Here is a 19586-nt window from a genome sequence, read left to right on the forward strand (position 1 = left end):
CAGCAAAGCATAGGCGGCCTGGCGCAGGGGTCCCACCTCTTCCCATCCCGAACAGAGAAGTTAAGCCCTGCAGCGCCGATGGTACTGGGGTTACTCCCGGGAGAGTAGGCCGCCGCCTTATTGTCATTCAGCTCCCACCCTCACCAGGTGGGAGCTTTTTGCGTTTTGAGGCTTTTGGATTATTGACCTTAATTCATTCTATATTTTTTCAAAAACAGGTGCATAAGTACAGACACCTTTGCGGGGCAAAATGTGCTGATTCTTTTCAGGTAAGATGGATTGAAAGCAAAATATCCCTAAAATTTTACCTTCCGAGCTTCCGGATTTTGAGTATGATTTTTCGCTTTTTATTTCTAATGCTGCCCAAAGCCCAAGATCCCATTTCAATTACGCTGGGCATGTTAAAAAGTCGAATCCTCTGTAGGAATTAAATCAAAATCAAAAGGAAAATCCATTGGCTTGCCGGACTTGCACATTTGAATGTTCAATCAGTTAAGCTCTTTTATTAAATTTGAAACAATGAGTAAAAGGGAAAGAAGAAAATTCGACAAGGCCTTCAAGACCATGGCTGTAGAGTTATAATTGAGCGGTAAAAGCAGTACAGAAATCGGAAGGGAATTAGCCATCGGACCTGATCTTGTACGCAGGTGGACTAGAGAATTTTAGGTGGGTGGTGTGACAAGTTTTCCGGGAAACGGGAAAATGAATCTCTCCTCGGAAGAAAAGGAAATTTATGCTCTGGAGAAAGCTTTACAAGAATCAGAGATAGAAAAGTAAATCCTCCAGAAGGAAGGATGTATCCGAGCCTTTGGGGATGATTCTCATGAGGGAAAGCAGATATACATTTTTATGAAGGAATACAGACATGTGTATGCTGTTGATAAGATGTGTAGGGTTTTCAATGTTGGGTGGACTAATTTTTATGCTTGGCTAAACAGGGACTCGACCTAGCGTGCTGAATAAAGGGGGGGATTGGCTAAAAATCCAATATTCCTTAGTATTGATATGATTTTATATAAATCAGAGAACTGTCCACTGTAGAATGATATTTGGATCATTCTTATGCAGGACTTCGGTGAAATCCCAAGGGGTCTAAGTTTGATACTCAAAACCCAATGGGTTAAATTAAGGTCTAAGTATCAATTTTTTAAACTGATTTCAACCATTACCGGGAAGTGATCAGATGGGTATTTGAGTCCATAATTGTCTGTCAATATCCCATGTCTTCTGACATGAATTTCAGGACTGACAAATACATGATCAATAATACCCTCTGGCATTTTGTTCCAATCAAATCCAGTAAAGGTACCGTTGGGACCAAAGGATGGTAAATTGCTAATGTTTTTACTGTCTCTCAAAGGGGAGTTTTCAATAATGGTTGTGTAAGCGCTATTCTCCGGTGTCACATTGAAATCCCCCAGCAAGATGACTGGTAAGTTTTGCCCATTGATCTCCTTGATTTTTTTGATGACCAAATTGCTACTTTCCTCTCTTGCTTTTTGGCCGATATGGTCATAATGGACGTTGAATACATAAAATATTTCCCCATCCGTATCTTTAAATTTACCCCATGTACATACTCTATTCAATGCGGCATCCCAACCTTTTGAAGGTTGGTTCGGATCTTCTGAAAGCCAAAAAGTAGCCTGTTCCAAAACTTCAAATTTTACGGGGTCGTAAAAAATAGCACTAAATTCTCCTTCATTCCCTCCTTTGTCCCGTCCCACACCTATATATGGATAGCCTAGACCCTTTTTCATTTCTTCAAGTTGGTGGTGCATGCCCTCCTGTGTGCCGATTATATCCATTTTATGGAATTTGACTTGGCTGAATAAGTGAGGCGACCTGTCCTTCCAAAGATTTCCATGATCATTTGGGCTGTCAAACCGAATGTTGTATGTAGCAATATTGTAACTGGATTGTCCTAAACCGTCTGAAGAGATGGCAAGCGAAAACAAAACACAAAAGGAGAATCCAATCAGATAAAAAGGGTTTACTTTCATTTTAAAGTGTTTAAGCATTAATATATTGGTCAATTCAAGATGAGAATATTCTATCGCATGGCACGTATGGGCTTGTTAGAATATCATGTTTTTTTCAGAATCGAACTTGTACAATATGTATATTTCGAAAAAGGAAATCGGGGGCAGAAAGATTCGATCCCCAATTTCCTTTCCATTTAAACTTGATTAAACCCGTTTTATGCATTGCCAATTCTATTCCAGCCTGAAATGAACTAATAATCAGTCTTTGTTTATCATTTCTGACTTCATCATGCCGGCCTTACGCCTTATTTTCAGAGTGGTCTGATTCTCTTGCAGTTTCAATATCCATTAAGGAACTTAATAGATGTTTCGGGATTTAAGCATCATGCCAGATCTTATTCTTTACTCTTTCCAATTCAGTTTCCCCATGGATAGGTCCCTGGAATTTCCTCCGATCATTATTTCAAAATCACCAGGCTCCCAAACGTATTCCAATTCATAATTGTAAAATTTCAGATCTTCCGGGGTAATATCAAAAGTCACTGTTTTGGTTTCTCCTGCTTTCAAAAATATTTTTTGAAAGCCCTTCAATTCCTTTACCGGTCTTGTGATACTTCCAACCACATCACGGATATACAATTGTACGACCTCAGCGCCATCATATTTACCCATATTGCTCACCGAAATACTTGCTTTGATGCTTTGGTTACCAATTGGGGAAATGTTACTAAGCTTAAGGCCTCCATACTCAAATGTGGTATAGCTGAGTCCAAATCCAAAAGGATAAAGCGGTTCATTGGGTATGTCTAAATAATTGGACCTGAATTTTTGGAACCATTGGCCTTCCGGAAGGGGACGGCCGGTATTTTTATGGTTGTAATAGATTGGGATTTGCCCAACATTTTGTGGAAATGTGGCACTGAGCTTTCCGGAAGGATTTACATCCCCAAACAATACATCGGCAATGGCGTCCCCTGCTTCACTTCCCGCAAACCATACATTTAAAATCGCGGGAACATGTTCTTCTTCCCAAGTCAACGCCAAAGGCCTTCCTGTCAACAACACCATTACCACAGGCTTTCCTGTCCCCAAAAGGGCTTTCATCAGGTCGCGTTGATTTTCAGGCAACTCAATATTACTCATACTGGATGCTTCTCCGGTCATTTCTGCTGATTCCCCAAGGACAGCCACGATCACATCTGCATTTTTTGCTACGTCAAGGGCCTCTTGGATCATTGCTGATGCGCTCCGTTCGTCTCTATAAGTGGGTTTACCAAATATACTGACCCTTGACTCCAACAAGGAATCTGCCACCACATTGGCTCCTTTGGCATATACAATTTTAGCCCGATCCCCAACGGCCTTTTTCAAACCATCATTGATGGAGATCGATCTTTCAAAATTAGCAGCCACACTCCAGGTGCCTGTCATATTTTCCTTGTTATCGGCAAGAGGACCGATTAGGGCAATGGTTCCTTTCTTTTGAAGGGGCAAAACATTTCCCTGATTCTTGAGCAACACAAAAGTCTGGGCAGCAATTTCCCGAGCAGATTTCCGGTTTTCGACTGTGAAAAGTTCCTTTTCGGCTCTTTCAGGATCAGCATATTTATAGGGATCGTCAAATAAACCCAGTTTATATTTGGCGACCAAAATTAGCCTGCAGGCATCGTCAATCTGTTTTTCGGTAATCTTACCTTCCTCCAATGATTTTTGTAAAGTGGTCAAAAAACCCTCTCCCACCATGTCCATCTCCACGCCGGCCTTCAGGGCCATTGCCGAAACTGTCTGTAAGTCACCCAATCCATGGTCAATCATTTCATTTATGGCAGTATAATCCGTCACCACAAAGCCATCGAATCCCCATTGCTTGCGCAAAACATCAGTCATCAACCATTTATTCCCGCTTGCTGGTATGCCATCTACGTCATTAAAAGCAGTCATCACACTTCCTACACCAGCATCCACTGCGGCTTTGTAAGGCCCAAAATATTCATTATACATCCTCACTCGGCTCATGTCTACTGTATTGTAATCTCTTCCTGCTTCAGGTGCTCCATAGAGCGCAAAATGCTTGACACAGGCCATAATGGTATTGTTCAAAGCTAAGTTTTCTCCTTGGTATCCTTTGATCATTGCCTTGGCAATTTGAGCACCCAAATAAGGATCTTCACCACTTCCTTCAGAAACCCGGCCCCATCTTGGGTCTCGAGAGATATCCGTCATTGGGGAGAAGGTCCAGTTGATCCCATCAGCGCTGGCCTCATTGGCAGCGATTCTGGCTGATTTTTCCATTATTTCCATGTCCCAGCTTGCCGACATTCCAAGGGGAATGGGAAATATGGTTTCATAACCATGAATCACATCCATTCCAAACAAAAGCGGGATTTTCAATCGACTTTCTTCAACAGCCACCCTTTGAACCTCCCTGATTTTTGATGCGGATTTGAGGTTGAAAAGGCCGCCTACCTTTCCTTCTTTAATTTTTTGGGCAATGTTGGAACTAGAAGCTTGTCCTGTGGTGATATCCCCGGCAGCTGGCAGGTTCAGTTGGCCTATTTTTTCCTCCAAAGTCATGATGGATAGAATTGAATCTGCCTTATAAATGTATTTGTCTTCCAAAGAGTATTTCTCATTGGAAGGACTAAAAGCCACTGCGAGTAAAACAGTGAGGGATAGGAGGAATAATGAAATTTTTACGCCCATGGTTTTTATAATTAAATGTTAAGTCTTTTAAATTTTTTAGATCTCGTGAATATCCCAATTGTTCAAGTTTATTTTCGTTTGTATGAAAACTACTTTCAGTACAAACAACAATATCAATCAAGCCAAATCTTCGCCCCTCTTAAGTTACCATCTTTTGGTCATTTTAGGGTTGTTTCCCTGGCTGAACCTAAGGTTGGCCCCACATCCTCCCATTAATATTGAAATGATTTATTGTGAAGATTCATTAGGGAATTATCAGAAATGCTCCCCTCAGTCAATTTTGAATGCCCCTTTGTGTCTTTTTTTGAATTACACCAGAATACGAATTGAGTGAAGTGATAAGGGTAAAGTAAGATTTTTTCCACAGCTCTTCGATTAGTCCGTTAATGGGTGAAATTGAGGTTTTTCAAACCTGTTTTTATATCCTTATCTGACATAAATAGGTCCCAAAGCAAATTGGATCTGTGATTTTCAATCATAATAATAATTGGGCCTTGGTCTATTGCCAGATAGGAATCCGCATACCAAGCCTCAGTAATGTTAAACGCATCATAAAACCCATATTCTCCCCACAAGCGGTCTCCCATATTGTAATAGAAAAAATGCAATGCTTTGGTGGATTCCTCAGGAGTATAGGGGAAAGAAGACAAGGCAGCCGTAGGAGAGATCACTCCCCTGTCATTGGTGGGTGAATGTGCCGAATAACCTTGATTGCCATCACTGGCGGTAAGTCCCCAACTTTCGTCAGAATAACCCACGTAACCCAAAGGATTGTTGATGGAATGTGCTTGGTTGATTAAGGTGTGGTTTTGGTTCTGTTTCCAGTAATCCGCGTATTGATCGGATAAACCTCTGGGATCCAATCCCAGAAAAGAGTAATGCGAAAAAAACAAAGGGCCGCCCATATCGGGCCCCAAAGGAAGCGTTTTTTGATAAAAGGTTTTCCCGTTTTTCATTCCTCCATTCCTGGCCCATCCATTATCATAGACTTTTTTATCGATTTGGTGAGTTGGGGAGGCAGCTGCCAAAACATACACTATCAGAGATTCATCATAACCCCTGATGGGCAGGTTCATCTCCCAGTTGAATAGGGGAGACCAATGCCAATATAAAACATCTTGTCCCCCTTTTGTAAACCAAGACCATTCTACTTCCGCCCACATCTGGGTGATTTTCTCAATGATGGCACTCTCCACTGCCACGGATTCATTTAGGTAAGCCCTTGCCGACAGAAGCCCCTGCATCATCAATGCTGTTTCTACCAAGTCAGCTCCATTGTCTTTGCTGCTAAAGGGAATTACATTTCCAGTGTTTCCATTTATCCAATGTGGCCAAACCCCATGAAATCGATCAGCGCTGGAAAGGAAGTCAACGATCTTTGAAATCCTCTCTATTCCCTGTTGGCGTGTGATAAAACCTCTTTCGATCCCCACAAGTATGGCCATTACACCAAATCCTGAACCCCCTATGGTAACCAGGTTGCCAGAAGTATTTCTTTCCCGTGCCAGCCCGCTGTTTTCATGGGCAAAGTTCCAAAAATATTTGAATGTCTGCTCCTGTACTTTGGTCAGCAATTCTTCATCAGAAATCAATGGGAATTTAGCAATTTGATCTACACCGGTATAGAAAATTTTGCTTAATCCCGCAAAATCTTCTCCCGAGGCACTTTTGAAGGTGTTGAGTATTTGAATTGTATATTTAGAGAGGTACACCAAGGGAGTATCTCCCGTAATGGAAACCTGTTGATCATTGTTGGAAAATGAAAACTGGAGACTTTGTGGTCCCGTACCAATCAGTTTCAAGGAATTTTGAAGAGATTGCCTATCGACAGGACCTGAGAATTCAAGATTGATGTTGAAATCCAAAGGGACATTTATAATTCTACCTGTTTTGGTTTGATCCGAGTTTTCAAGGTCAAAGGAAACCAGCTCCAATGCACCAATTTTGGTTTTAAAACGGATCTCCTTTCCAGCAAAAGGACTTTTATTGGCTCCTTTGAGATTATCAGAAATGACAATTTTGTATAAAGTGTTGGTTTTCAATATACCCTTTGGGTATAATATTATATTTTTATTATCAGCAATCAGGGTTGTGGTAAGCTCAACCTCCTGATTTCCTTCAAAAAGTGAAATGGCGGAAGACACAAGTGCGGGATCCAACGGGCTTGAAAAAACCAGCGTTATAGGACGGTCAGGGGGGAAGTTTTCACTGATAGGTTCAGTGAGATTAATTTCCCTTCCGCCAATATCTGCCTGCAGAAGGCTCAATTGAGTGAGATCCGATTCTTGTTTTTCGCAACTTGTGGAGAAAACCACAATGGCTAAGTAAAATAAAAATTTTCTCATGCTGTTTTCAGGAAAAAAATAGGGGTTTCAACCAAAGTCGAAACCCCTATTGGAATTATATTTTAATGTGTATTAAGGCTTTTCAGCATCTATTATGTTCTGGATTTCTTCTTGAGTAAGTGCTTTGTTGAACAATCTAAGTTCGTCAAATAAACTTCCATCTGATAAATGTCCCCATTCGGCAAACCTAGGAGCTCCTGAGGCAATCGAAAGCACATCGCATCCGGTCCAATTTACTCCTGGAAAGTCTCCACCACTAACTTTCTGGCCATTGATGTAAACAGAAGCGTTTGTTTCGGAAATCGTAAATGCCAGATGCACCCAATCGGTGTTGGTGCTTGGGTTTATGGATGCCGCTGCACCACCATCAAACCAGTTGTCTCCACTACCATTTCCAATATTCAACTTAAAGGTTTGATTGGTTCCACTTCCCTCTCGGAAAAACCTAAACCCTCCTGATCGATTATTCATGTTATTGGGGTTGTTGGTGTCAGGTGGTCCAATTACCAAAATACCGGCTCTGTCTGGAGCTGCATTTATTTTGTACCAAAATACTGCACTAAACTCACTGCTGAGTAGATTTGTTGTTGGGAAGGTCAAATAGGCATTGCTGGCGCCATCGTATGCTCTTCCAATCAATCCATTCGCAAAACCTGGATTTCCGTTCACGTTTGCATTTTTGATGTTGATCAATTCCATATAATCTCCATCAAAAGGCAGGTAAAAGGTTTCCCCATCATACATTGGTTTGTATGGTTCCACTTTCTCAAAATTGACCGTCTTGGTAGTGGTCTTACCGGATAAGTCACGGGCTTCCACAACGAGGGTGTGTGCACCATTTCCTAAATTCTCATGGAGATGTTCTTTGATCACTCTTCTGTAATCTTTGAAGTCATTGTATTTGGCGATTTCATTGCCATTTAGCTTCAATGAAATCGATTCTACTTCGATATCATCCATAACTTCAAACTTAATATTGATCGCAGTCACATCCTCAGTCACTCTTATCAGAGTACCTTCTGAAGGGAATTCGATAGTCACTTGCGGAGCGGTGATATCAGTCCCTTGTGCAACCGGTATTATTTCATCTATGTAGTTTTCCGTGCAGCCAAAGCTGAGGAAAACCATTCCCAATATAATTAAATTAGATTTTTTCATATTTTTCATCATTAATCAATATCAATTATTTGCTTTATAAGCGGCCAGCTTTGGTAGGATATTCTCTTGTTCCAGTGGATAGGGTAGGAATTTATGGTTTTGGATGGAAAAACTCCTGCCTTCAAAATTCAGCTCGGAAGCTTTTTCATATCGCATTAAATCATAAAAACGAATTCCACCTTCCATTCCGAATTCCGCATATTTTTCGTCTAGTACAACATCAAGATTTACCCCTGAAAGCGTTCCCAAACCTACTCTTTGTCTTACCAGATTTACAGCTTGATCGGCCGATAACACTGAGCTACTCGCTCCGTTTACCAATGCCTCGGCATGCATCAACAATACTTCCGAATACCTTATGGCTGTGAAATTCTTATTGGATCCGTATGAAAATCTTCCAGGAATCAATTGATTGGAGGGGAGGTAATGCTTGCCGCTAAGGAAATTATACCTTGGATGACTATTGAACACATCTCCGTCAGGAGTAACATTCGACATCCAAGCCGGTAAGGTTGAAAATTGAGGGTCTGCCTTTATTTCATCCAAGCCTGCCGGGGTAAATAAAACGGTGGTTTGCAAACGCTCCTGTTCTCCTCGATTCAGCATAAACTTGATGTATTTGGCACTTGGAGCGAAAAATCCCCATCCTGTTGATGCACCGGTAACTGCTGGAGTCCAAGATGCTGGACCATAAGTTTCGAATGGATATGAAGTTCTTGTACCTGTACCGGTCCCAAAATCAGAATATTGGAATTCCAAGATATTTTCCCTGTTGAGTTTACCAGGTGTTTTGAACAATTCGTAATAATCTGGCTCCAGGGCAAATTGGTTACTGCTGATGATCTGGCCGGTTGCTTCAGCTACTGCAGGAAAGTTCTTCAGTTCCAGATTAGCCATGGCTTTTACAGCCAAAGCAGCACCACGTGTAATCCCTCCACGGACGTCTGACCTGTCTCTAGGATGCACATCTGATAGAAGAGGAATTGCCTCATCCATTTGTGCGGAGATATGGTTCATGACCTCTTCAAATGTCGATACTTCTACATTGAAAAGCTCACTGGGTTGTGAACTTGTTGGAATAAGGATATTTCCCCAAGTACGGGCCAATTGTAAAAGCTCAAATGAACGCATCACCTTAATTTCGGCTCTGTATTGTTCAGCTGTTGCAGGATTGGCACCGCCTTCCTGGTATTTTCTGATTTCCTCCATCGCACCATGCCAGTATAGCAAATCTGAATATAGGTTTAACCAGACTGAATTATACATCCAGAAATTCCTGTCGTACCTAAACTCATCCGTTTCAATTAAAGGGAACTGATCCCCTGCAGCTGTGACATCATCCCCTCTCACTGAAAGGATGGTGTAGGTTTCCCATTGAGAACGATAAAGCTCCCCATAAGCACCATAGAGCATCAGGACCATGTTTTCAGACTGGGTGTAATCCGTGTCCTCGACTTTGATCTGGTTTTCAAGTGGCTCATCCAAAATATCCGTACAGGATATGGTGACAAAGAAGGCCATCATCATCGCCACCGCGTTTTTAATAATTCTTATGTGTTTCATGATTATTTTTCCTTATCGTTAAAATTTAACATTTAATCCTACGGTATAAATAGCTGGAATAGGATAAGTCTGTCTGTCTATTCCATCAGCAACCTCCGGATTAAAGCCATTGTAATTGAACATGGTAAGCGGTCGTTCTGCAGTTAAGGTGATTCTGGTATCTGGAAATTTCACTCCAAAAGCCTCTCTATTGATTACGGAATAGGACATACGTACATTTTGAATCCTGAAGTAGGATCCATCTTCGACAAAATAACTACTCATGTTCTGGTTCCATCCTTTTCTAAGGCCGGCTGCTGATGGGTATCTGTCTGAAGTTCCCGCTCCTCGCCATAGATTGTCAATAAGTTCAGCATCAAGATTGGTGTCATTGGTGAAGATCACTTCTCCTCTTTTTCTATTGAGGATATTGTGTCCCCTTTGACTTTGAAAAAGAGCGGAAAAATCAAAATTCTTATATTTAAATCCAGCATTCAATCCATACGTCAATTTGGGTAGGAATGAGCCAAGCACCACTCTGTCCAAGTCATTGATGACACCGTCTCCATTTTGGTCCTTGAAGATAAAATCTCCAGGTACTAGTCTGTTGTCGCTGATGAATTCGGAGGTGTATCCACTACCGGTGATCTGCTCTTGCGTTTGGAAGACACCATCTACTTCATAGCCGTAAAAAGCGCTAAAAGGCTGACCAACTATGGAACGTTGACGAAATTCAGCAGAGCCACCGTCTAAATATGACGGTCCGCCCAATCCCAATACGGTGTTTTTCAAGGTGGCAATGTTTCCTCCGATAAAGTAGGAGAAATTATCGTTGACCCTTTCATCCCAATTCAAGGACAATTCCAAACCTTGATTTCGGATTTCTCCAACACTTCTACGCTCGGTAGCACGAAAAACCGGTGGAATGATACTTACAGCAAGATTTCTTGTGTCCCTGATGAAATAATCCGCCTCTACAGATAACCTTTCCTTGAATAATCTCGCACTTAAGCCAAAATTTTGCTCCACTGTAGTTTCCCAGCGGTCAATTAGGTCAAATGTTGGATTTAATCTTCTGCCAATCGTGAATACATCGTTGATGGCCAAATTATTCTCCTGTAAGGTTGGTACACCCACTGATGGATTGATTGCGTCATTTCCAAGTTGACCCCAAGACCCTCTGAATTTAAGAAAATCGATTGCGGGCACATTGAAAAAACTTTCTTCAGTCACAACCCAACCTGCTCCAATAGTGGCGAAATTGCCCCATTTTTGTTGGAATTTATTGTTTCCATCCCTTCTGATGGTTCCGTACAATAGGTACCTGTCATCGTAATTATAAGCGATTCTGGCAAAATAGGATTGGAAAAATAACTTTCCGCCAGTATCTCCGATGGAATTCAAATCCAAATTGGTTGAATTGGAAAGATACCAGAATTGTTCTTGTCCCCTCACTGGCTCTGGATTTAAACCTTCTCCTCTGGCAAATAACCCTTCAAAGGTTTCGCTTCGAAAGGACTGACCCAAAACGGTAGTGAAACTATGTTTCCCAAAGTTTTCGGTATAGGTAAGGAAATTGTCCCAAATCTGGTCATACCTCGTTATGTTACTTCTGCTCAGCGAGGATTGATTTTCAGTTACACCATCATTGTAAGCAAATGAAACATTCCTGGTATTGATTTGATCTATACTATAGTTGTAGGCAGTTTTGAAGGAAAGCTTGTTTGGAACAAGCTCTAAATCAGCATAAAAGTTACCTAGGATTTTAGCGATATTATTCCTGTTGTCGGAGAAGAGAATGCTGTAAAATGGGTTTTGGTTACCCCGATACCCTATTTGCTGGGCATTGGACAGCGTAAAGGGAGAAGCCGTTGCTCCCGTGTTGAGCGGATCATATTTAGGGATAATGGGAACTGTGTTGTAAGCCCTGAACCAAGCGCCATCATCGGCATTATAGCGCTGAGCTGTACTGATATTCAAGTTTCCTCCTACCGTAATCCAATCTTTAAGATCGGTATCCAATTTTATCCTAAAGTTGAGTCTCTTGTAATCATTTCTTCTTTCATTCATTAATCCATTTTGCTCGAAATAGCTACCCCCAACACTGTATCTCGTGCGGTCACCACCACCATTAAAGGATAATGAGTGGTTTTGGATGGAAGCTGGGCTCATGATTTCAGAATACCAATCTGTATTGACATCCGGAATATTCGGGTCAAGCCTACTTCTGCCATATCTTTGGATCGAGTTGTTTAAAAATGCGATATCCGCAGGGCTTCCTGTTTCGTTCACATATCTGGCAAATTGCTGAGAATTGGCCATTTTAAGCACGTTTTGTGGTACCTGCATCCCAACATAACCGTCATATACGATTTCGGGTTTTTGGTTATAACCGCCGGTTTTGGTAGTAATCAATATCACCCCATTTGCAGCACGTACACCATAGATTGCAGCTGCAGAAGCATCTTTCAATACTGAAAGCGTCTCAATGTCATTGGGATTCAGAAAATCGATATTGGTAAAAAACATGCCATCTACTACATAAAGCGGTGCTGCTCCGCCCTCAAATGAACCCACTCCCCTTACTCGAACAGTAGGTGATGAACCAGGAGCGCCGCTACTTACAATCTGTACGCCAGCGACTCTTCCCTGAAGTGCCTGCATGGCGTTGGTCGCAGGAGTTTTTACGATGTCTTCCGTTTTGATCGTGGAAATAGCAGAAATCCTGTCCTGTTCTCTTTGCGTTCCATAACCAATTACCACCACCTCATTCAAAGTTTTGGTGTCTTCCAATAAGGTAATGTTTACACGGCTGCGTTCACCCACAATGGTTTCCTGCGTTTCATACCCAATAAATGAAAAGAGCAATACAGACTTGGAAGAAGCGACACTTAAAGTGAAATTTCCGTCTAAATCGGTTACGGTTCCATTTGAAGTCCCTTTTTCCAAAATGTTGACACCTGGAAGCGTTTCACCGCTACTGGTGGTTACATTACCATTTATTGAAATTTGCTGACCATAAGACAAACTTAAGGTCAACAGAAAGACGGCCACAGTGAGAAAAAGCCGCATTGGTTTTTGGAGATGTTGGGAAGTTGTTTTCCCTTTCATTTCACTTTTTTGTAAAGTGCAATTCATAGATTTCGTATTTGGGGAATATGGTTAGAAAATTTAACTGGGTCAATCCGCAATCGTTTCCGTAAATGGATTGATCATTGAGAAAAGTTAATCCAAACAAATAAGTTTGGGTTAAAATATGTTAAAAAAAGATCAAAAAAGCATGGAATATCACACGTTTTTCAGTCCAAAAATCACGCTTAAATAACACGAATAAAATCGCAAATAGCGCAATTGGGGGGTATTTTTCTTATTGGATATCGCATTAATACTAAGACAAAAAATTAAATCAAAAAAGCGGCTTTTATTGCCTTGATTCGAGTGGTTAAAGTGCCGTTTTTTGGAAATTGGTTTCTCCCATAATATCCTCCCACTGGGGGTTGGAATGTCCATTCGAATCAAGAATATCTTTCACTCTTTTTCTAAAGCTGCCAACGGTATTTTTCCGGAGATCCAACATTTCGGAAAGTTTTTCCAAAGTTTGCTTTTCCGTTTCAGATATGACTGTGTAAGCGATGTAAAAACCCTTCTCCAAAGGGAATTTTACCCCATGAAAAACCGTTCCCACCGTTGCGGATTCAATGTAGCCACATTTTGAACACCTTTTTGTAAATAGTTTTGGGCCAGTTGATGATTTGTGGTTTCCACAACTTTTGCATTCAAAGCCCTTTGACCATTTGAATTCCTCTAAATAGCGGTAGCAAGCTGATTGGTCCGGAAATATTTTCTTGAACTCCTCGTAAGAGAGCAATTTGTTCGTCAGCCTGTCCTGGAAGGATTGTTTGATACTGCTTTTTAGCTTCCAATTGTCTTTGTCCAAAAAGGAATTGATTCTTTTAATTTCTTCATCTTTTTCGATCAGTTGACGGTTGATGGATTCCATCATCGCTGATTTACTTTCCAACTCTTGGGTTCTTTCCTTTACTTTGTTCTCCAATTCCAAGTTGACTTTTTCCTTCAGCCCATAATTGATTTCAATTTGTTTTATGGTTCTTTGAAACGCCCGATCTCGGTTTTTCTTCAAAATCCTAATGCGGTCCCCCAAAGCAAAGGTCAGCAGTAGCATTTCCAGCAAAAAGGCAAAATGAAGGCTATAATAAATGATAGTGTTGTGCGGAATTATCCCGGTATTTGCCAAAACCTTTATCATTAAACCAATAAACAGCACCCCATAAGCGATCACAAAGAACCGCACCACTTGGTATCCTTTGGTCCAAATGTAGATGCTGGAAAAGAATATGAAGAAAGTTGGGATTACATCATAATACTTGATTTCAAATAATTTGTTGTTCCAAAACAAACCGATCAAAAAGAGTATGGTCTTGATGCCTAGAATTACCCAAAGTGTTTTGTGGATTCTCTGAGACCTGACTTTGGTATTCAAAAATCTGATAGAGAACAAAATGGCCCAAGCAACGACGAAGTAACTGGTAATTCCTTTTGCGATTTGATTGTATTCCGGATTTTTTGGCCAGAGGTATTGGAAGGAAATCCCATCAACACACATGGCGTATATGGCCACACTCAATAAATAAAAAGTGTAGTACAGGTATTTGATTTCTTTGACAGCAAAATAAACCAGGGTATTGTACAAGGCAATGATGGCGATCATCCCGTAAAAAATACCGTAAAGAAAGTATTCGTTCAGCGCATAAAAAATAAATCGGTTCATCGATCTCACCGCTATTCTGATATCGGCTTTTTGGCTGGATCTTATTTTGATGTAATATTGATCAATTCCTTTACTTTGGTTTTCCAACTCCAATTCAAAATTTTTGTGCCTAAAAGTCCTTTCCGCAAATGGAAGGGAGTATCCCATGAGCACTTTTTCGTAGGTACCATCTTGTCTAGGAACATAAATTTCAATTTCATCAATGGTCTGGTCATAGAATTCCAGGATCCAATTTTTTAAACTCCCGGGGTTTTTTTCGAGAGCAAATCTTATCCAATACGTGTGGCTTGTGTTAAAATTGTTTTTGGAAAATTCAGGTTTAACGGTGAAATTTTCCTGAAACGAGCCCTTGAGAATGTCCTCAAAATCAAGAATGTTCTCTTTGTCTTCGTAAAACTGCAACTGGGAAATGTCTAAAATGCGTTCTTCCAATCGATCATCTATCTTTAAAAAAGCATCTCCAGACATCTTTTGACCGAAAGATGAAATTGAGATAAGAAACAGAAAAAAGAAAAATTGTGCTTTCATGCTTAAATTCTGTCTGCCGTTGATTTGCGTTGTTTTTGCTTGGGTTTTTTCCAAAACCTGAAGAACAAAACTTTATCAAAGATGTGATTCCTGCCACGAGTTTACAAAAAAAACCATGATAAAATCAGGATAATCCATTTGATCCGGAGAAATTTTACTTTTGTATTTAATTTTGATTCGACTCTCCTTATTCTGGTTAGATCAAATGGCCTTCACTTGTCAAATTGACTTGCCCAATAATAAAAAATATTTGATAAATTAAACCTTTAATCCAGAAATGGGATTAGTATCAGGAATCCATTCAACAGTATTTATGAGAATTATAGACCCAAAAGAGATTTCCACTTCAGCGTTTCATGGCTATTTACTTGGAGCGGTTGCGCCAAGACCAATCGCTTTTGCCAGCACAATCGATAAAGATGGCGTGGTTAATTTAAGCCCCTTTAGTTTTTTCAACACCTTCGGTTCAAACCCTCCAATCTTGGTGTTCTCACCCGCCAGACGGGTAAGGGACAATACAACCAAGCACAGCCTTGAGAATGTGAAGGAAGTTCCGGAAGTCGTCATTAATATTGTGAATTATGCCATAGTGGAACAAATGTCCTTGGCAAGTACCGAATATGACAAGGGTGTCAATGAATTCCTAAAGTCAGGACTGACCCCGGTCCCTTCCACTATGGTTCGTCCGCCGCGTGTTAAGGAAGCTCCTGTCGCTTTTGAATGTAAAGTATTGGATATTATCGCTGTAGGTACGGAGGGAGGTGCAGCCAATTTGGTTATTTGTGAAATCATTCTTGCCCACATCGATGAAAATATTTTGGATGAAAATGACAAAATTGATCCTTTTAAGTTGGATGCCGTTGCGAGAATGGGAGGAGATTGGTATTGCAGGGCAAATGGATCTGCCTTATTTGAAATCGAAAAGCCACTTCGGACAAAGGGTATCGGGGTGGATCAGATCCCCGAAAGCATCAGAAACAGCAATGTTTTGACAGGAAATGATCTCGGAAGGTTGGGGAATGTTGAAAATATCCCAACCGCTGAAGAAATTGAGGATTTCGGGAAAAAATCTGAAATTCAGGAAATGAAAGTTAGGTTCAAAAATGACGAGGAAAGTCTTGTCTTTCACCTGCACGAGCACGCCAAGGGATTGCTGGCAGCGGGTGATGTTGGCAATGCTTGGAAAGCTTTGCTACAATTGAAATAAAAAAGGGAGCGATTAAGCTCCCTTTTTTATGATTATTGAATAGTGATATCATAGGGCATTCTGACCATGATCCCTTCGTATTTTTTGACTTTTTCGATTTGCTGATAAATTGGGAAAAGGGTTCCCAATTGGGTTCTGGTGTAGGTTGCTTGAACCTCATCGGTCAATTCTTTCAGGAATTGCTCAAACCAAGGTTTCTCTTCGGGATAGTACACAACCCTGAAATCTTCACTTATTCCAGCTTTGGATGCCGCGATTGCTATTGCATCCTCGAGTCCGCCCAATATATCTACCAATCCATTTTCTTTTGCTTGCAGGCCGCTCCAGACTCTGCCAGAAGCAATTTTCAAAACAGAATCCTTGCTCATGTTTCTTCCGTCAGACACCCTGGTGATGAAGGTGTCATATCCTTCTTCAACGTTTTTCTGAACAATGCTTTTTTCCAAGTCTGATAGTTTTCTGGTGGCACTCATGAAATTTGAGAGTTCACCTGTTTTTGCGACATCGGTAGTGATCCCCAATTTATTGTTTAGCAATCCTTGGGCATTGAACCAAAGACCGAAAATCCCAATGGATCCGGTGATTGTATTGGGCTGGGCCACAATCGTGTCAGCGGGTGCCGCGATGTAATATCCACCCGAGGCGGCTACTTCTCCCATGGAGGCGATGACGGGCTTCACTTTTTTTGCTTCGGCCATTTCTCTCCAGATGACCTCGGAAGCCAATACTGACCCTCCCGGCGAGTTTACACGAAGTACAATAGCTTTTATGTCCTTGTTTTTTCTGGCCTTTTTGATTTCTTGGGCAAATTTCTCTGATGAAATCATGCCATCCGCTTTTCCACTTACGATTTCCCCTTCAGCGATGATCACCGCGATCCGGTTTTTAGATAACCTGTTTTTGGATTTTGAGGTTTTATTAATTCCTTTTACATTGATGGTGTTGATGCTATCATCCTCGCCCAGCCCCAAGCGTTCTTTCAAAAGATCGATTACCTGATCTTCATACCAAAGTCCATCGACCATCTTTAAATCAACAGCATCTTGTGGTTTTCTGATGAGCATCTGATCATTGATCTCATTTACTTTTTCGAAAGGAATATTTCTACTCACTCCGATTTGAGTCATGGCAATGTTGTTGAGATCATTGAGGAATGATTCGGTTTGCAGGCGGCTTTCGTCGCTCATTTTATCCAAAATGAAAGGTTCTACCGCGCTTTTGAATTCACCAACCCGAAACACAACCGGCTCCACCTCGATTTTTTCAAACATACCCTTTAAAAAGACCATTTCTGATGCAAATCCATTAAAATCCATTCCACCCATCGGATTCATATACACCTCATCAGCGACAGAACTTAGGAAATAGCCCCCCTCTGAATAGATTTCGCCATAACTAATGATGAATTTCCCTGATGATTTAAAATCTTCAAGCTCGGCTCTCAATTCCTGTAAGATCGCTTGGCCTGCAATTACCATTCCTGCCTGAAGATAAATCCCTTTGATGTTTTCATTCTCCTTTGCAGTCAAAATCGCTTTTTTCAAATTCACCAATCCTACGGAAGGAATTCCTCCAAACGCACTGAGGCTGCTTAAATCAAAATCATTTTCGCTTGTCCGTTCCACTAAAGTCCTTCCGTCCAAGTTCAGATGGAGGACTGTATTTTCCTTTACTTTTACTTCATCATCCGAAGATGAAGCAATGGCAATAATTCCTGCCAAAATAAAAAAACTCAATACTGAAAAGATCAGAAGGCCTACGATTACGGCCAATACATTTCCTAGGAATCTCATGTTTTATAAAATTTTCGTCTAAAATACTTCTTTTTTCTTTATTGTTTATCTTGCAGAGATTATAAACTAAGTAATGGAGAAAGTAGTTTTTGTTATAGGGGGAAATCTTGGCGATAGAATGAAATTAATCGAACAAGCAAATAGTATGCTTCGGGAAAATTTTTCAGATCCATTGCTTTTTTCCTCTGTTTTTGAAACCGCGGCATGGGGCAAGTTGTCGGAAGGAGATTATTTAAACCAGGTTTTGGTGTTCCAAACCAATCTTGCTGCCGAAGGCGTATTGACAATTATTCAAGAAATTGAAAATCGACTGGGGAGGAAAAGGGAGGAGAAATGGGGAAACAGGACCATGGATATCGATATCCTTTATTTTGGACAGCAGGTGATCCAAAATCGGACCCTAATCATTCCACATCCTTTTATCTCCCGACGTAGATTTGTACTGGAACCTCTCGTTGAAATATTACCAGATTTTATCCATCCAATTTTAAGGGTTTCCAGTACCCAGATGCTGGAAATCTGCACGGATACTTCATCGGTAGTACGTTTGATAAAAAAATAGCCCTTCATTATAGAAGAGCTATTTTTTTATCCACTCAAAAGCATGAAGTAAGGATTACGCACTTGCAGTTTCGGCGTCTTTATGGATCTTTTTGACCAAACCTTGAAGCACTTTTCCAGGGCCACATTCGATGAAACTTGTGGCACCATCTTCCACCATTTGCTGGATGGTTTGCGTCCACTTTACTGGTGCGGTCAACTGGGCGATCAGATTTTTCTTGATTTCCTCGATATCCGTCACACCTGTAGTACTGACATTCTGATAGATGGGGCAGGAAGGCGTGTAAAAAGTTGTCTTTTCGATGGCTTCTTGCAGTTTTTTCCTAGCAGGTTCCATTAATGGGGAATGGAAAGCTCCGCCCACAGGTAAAGGTAAAGCTCTCTTTGCACCGGCTTCCTTCATTTTTTCACAAGCGATTTCTATCCCCTTGTTTGAGCCGGAAATCACCAGTTGTCCCGGGCAGTTGTAATTGGCGGGAACCACGATTTCCTCTTCGATCGCAGCACAGATTTCTTCGACTTTTTCATCAGCCAATCCCAGAATTGCTGCCATTCCCGAAGGGTTGGCTTCACAGGCTTCTTGCATCGCCAATGCACGCTGGTAAACCAAATTCAATCCATCTTCAAAAGAAAGTGTTTCGTTGGCCACCAAGGCTGAAAACTCTCCCAAAGAATGTCCTGCTACCATGTCCGGATTGAAATCCTGCAGGGTTTTGGCCAATACCACTGAGTGCAAAAAAATCGCAGGCTGGGTTACTTTTGTTTCCTTTAATTCTTCATCAGATCCCTCAAACATGATGTCCGTAATTCTAAAACCAAGAATCTCATTGGCCTTTTCAAAAATGTCTTTCGCGATCTCATTGGATTCATAAAGGGATTTGCCCATGCCTGTAAATTGAGCACCTTGACCCGGGAATATGTATGCTTTCATCCTTGTTCGTTTTGAGTTTAGTTTATTTTGGGACAAATATATTA

Annotated in this window: 11 protein-coding genes and 1 rRNA gene; 3 read left to right on the top strand and 9 right to left on the bottom strand. The window is 41.0% G+C overall.

Annotated elements, in window-relative coordinates; translation table 11 throughout:
* Positions 1–9 precede the first annotated feature (9 nt).
* A 5S ribosomal RNA gene (rrf, locus tag Q7J63_RS05135) occupies positions 10–121 on the top strand.
* Positions 122–1139: 1018 nt separating this feature from the next.
* On the opposite strand, the gene Q7J63_RS05140 is transcribed toward rrf, so the two are convergent.
* The 7 genes from Q7J63_RS05140 to Q7J63_RS05170 form a co-directional block, all read right to left on the bottom strand.
* The gene (locus Q7J63_RS05140; RefSeq protein ID WP_304884491.1) at positions 1140–2003 is read right to left on the bottom strand and encodes an endonuclease/exonuclease/phosphatase family protein; all 864 of its coding nucleotides are present in this window, start codon (positions 2001–2003) and stop codon (positions 1140–1142) included.
* A gap of 384 nt (positions 2004–2387) precedes the next feature.
* Positions 2388–4688 (bottom strand): beta-glucosidase BglX, encoded by a 2301-nt coding sequence (bglX, locus tag Q7J63_RS05145; protein ID WP_304884493.1) that lies wholly within the window; start codon positions 4686–4688, stop codon positions 2388–2390.
* A 383-nt stretch (positions 4689–5071) separates the two neighbouring features.
* Positions 5072–7033: a glucoamylase family protein gene (locus Q7J63_RS05150; protein WP_304884495.1), complete on the bottom strand. Its 1962-nt coding sequence runs from the start codon at positions 7031–7033 to the stop codon at positions 5072–5074.
* Between the two features lie 72 nt (positions 7034–7105).
* Complete coding sequence (locus Q7J63_RS05155) at positions 7106–8191, bottom strand: LamG domain-containing protein (protein ID WP_304884497.1); 1086 nt, start codon at positions 8189–8191, stop codon at positions 7106–7108.
* Positions 8192–8212: 21 nt separating this feature from the next.
* On the bottom strand, positions 8213–9754 hold the full coding sequence (locus Q7J63_RS05160; protein WP_304884499.1) for a RagB/SusD family nutrient uptake outer membrane protein: 1542 nt from the start codon (positions 9752–9754) through the stop codon (positions 8213–8215).
* A gap of 18 nt (positions 9755–9772) precedes the next feature.
* Entirely contained in the window at positions 9773–12844 is a 3072-nt protein-coding gene (locus Q7J63_RS05165) for a TonB-dependent receptor (RefSeq protein WP_304884501.1), read from the bottom strand.
* 331 nt (positions 12845–13175) lie between these two features.
* Positions 13176–14990 (bottom strand): 7TM diverse intracellular signaling domain-containing protein, encoded by a 1815-nt coding sequence (locus Q7J63_RS05170; RefSeq protein WP_304884502.1) that lies wholly within the window; start codon positions 14988–14990, stop codon positions 13176–13178.
* 373 nt (positions 14991–15363) lie between these two features.
* Here Q7J63_RS05170 and Q7J63_RS05175 point away from each other — a divergent pair, with 373 nt between their 5' ends.
* Complete coding sequence (locus tag Q7J63_RS05175; RefSeq protein WP_304884504.1) at positions 15364–16257, top strand: flavin reductase family protein; 894 nt, start codon at positions 15364–15366, stop codon at positions 16255–16257.
* 32 nt (positions 16258–16289) lie between these two features.
* Here Q7J63_RS05175 and sppA read toward each other — a convergent pair whose 3' ends face one another.
* Positions 16290–18050: a signal peptide peptidase SppA gene (gene sppA / locus Q7J63_RS05180; RefSeq protein ID WP_304884506.1), complete on the bottom strand. Its 1761-nt coding sequence runs from the start codon at positions 18048–18050 to the stop codon at positions 16290–16292.
* A 73-nt stretch (positions 18051–18123) separates the two neighbouring features.
* Here sppA and folK point away from each other — a divergent pair, with 73 nt between their 5' ends.
* Positions 18124–18612, top strand: a complete 489-nt coding sequence (gene folK, locus Q7J63_RS05185) for a 2-amino-4-hydroxy-6-hydroxymethyldihydropteridine diphosphokinase (protein WP_019600669.1) — start codon at positions 18124–18126, stop codon at positions 18610–18612.
* A 54-nt stretch (positions 18613–18666) separates the two neighbouring features.
* Here the strand turns inward: folK and fabD are convergent, their stop codons facing one another.
* Positions 18667–19542: an ACP S-malonyltransferase gene (fabD, locus tag Q7J63_RS05190; protein ID WP_304884508.1), complete on the bottom strand. Its 876-nt coding sequence runs from the start codon at positions 19540–19542 to the stop codon at positions 18667–18669.
* Between the last annotated feature and the right edge of the window lie 44 nt (positions 19543–19586).

The sequence above is a fragment of the Rhodonellum sp. genome (assembly GCF_030656585.1).
In the GTDB taxonomy this organism is placed as follows: Bacteria; Bacteroidota; Bacteroidia; order Cytophagales; family Cyclobacteriaceae; genus Rhodonellum; species Rhodonellum psychrophilum.

Bases quoted from the DNA above. Each gene is read 5' to 3' on its own strand.
- bglX (WP_304884493.1), bottom strand. From the start codon at position 4,688: ATGGGCGTAAAAATTTCATTATTCCTCCTATCCCTCACTGTTTTACTC.
- sppA (WP_304884506.1), bottom strand. From the start codon at position 18,050: ATGAGATTCCTAGGAAATGTATTGGCCGTAATCGTAGGCCTTCTGATC.
- Q7J63_RS05150 (WP_304884495.1), bottom strand. From the start codon at position 7,033: ATGAGAAAATTTTTATTTTACTTAGCCATTGTGGTTTTCTCCACAAGT.
- Q7J63_RS05160 (WP_304884499.1), bottom strand. From the start codon at position 9,754: ATGAAACACATAAGAATTATTAAAAACGCGGTGGCGATGATGATGGCC.
- Q7J63_RS05165 (WP_304884501.1), bottom strand. From the start codon at position 12,844: ATGAAAGGGAAAACAACTTCCCAACATCTCCAAAAACCAATGCGGCTT.
- fabD (WP_304884508.1), bottom strand. From the start codon at position 19,542: ATGAAAGCATACATATTCCCGGGTCAAGGTGCTCAATTTACAGGCATG.
- Q7J63_RS05140 (WP_304884491.1), bottom strand. From the start codon at position 2,003: ATGAAAGTAAACCCTTTTTATCTGATTGGATTCTCCTTTTGTGTTTTG.
- Q7J63_RS05170 (WP_304884502.1), bottom strand. From the start codon at position 14,990: ATGTCTGGAGATGCTTTTTTAAAGATAGATGATCGATTGGAAGAACGC.
- Q7J63_RS05155 (WP_304884497.1), bottom strand. From the start codon at position 8,191: ATGAAAAAATCTAATTTAATTATATTGGGAATGGTTTTCCTCAGCTTT.
- folK (WP_019600669.1), top strand. From the start codon at position 18,124: ATGGAGAAAGTAGTTTTTGTTATAGGGGGAAATCTTGGCGATAGAATG.
- Q7J63_RS05175 (WP_304884504.1), top strand. From the start codon at position 15,364: ATGAGAATTATAGACCCAAAAGAGATTTCCACTTCAGCGTTTCATGGC.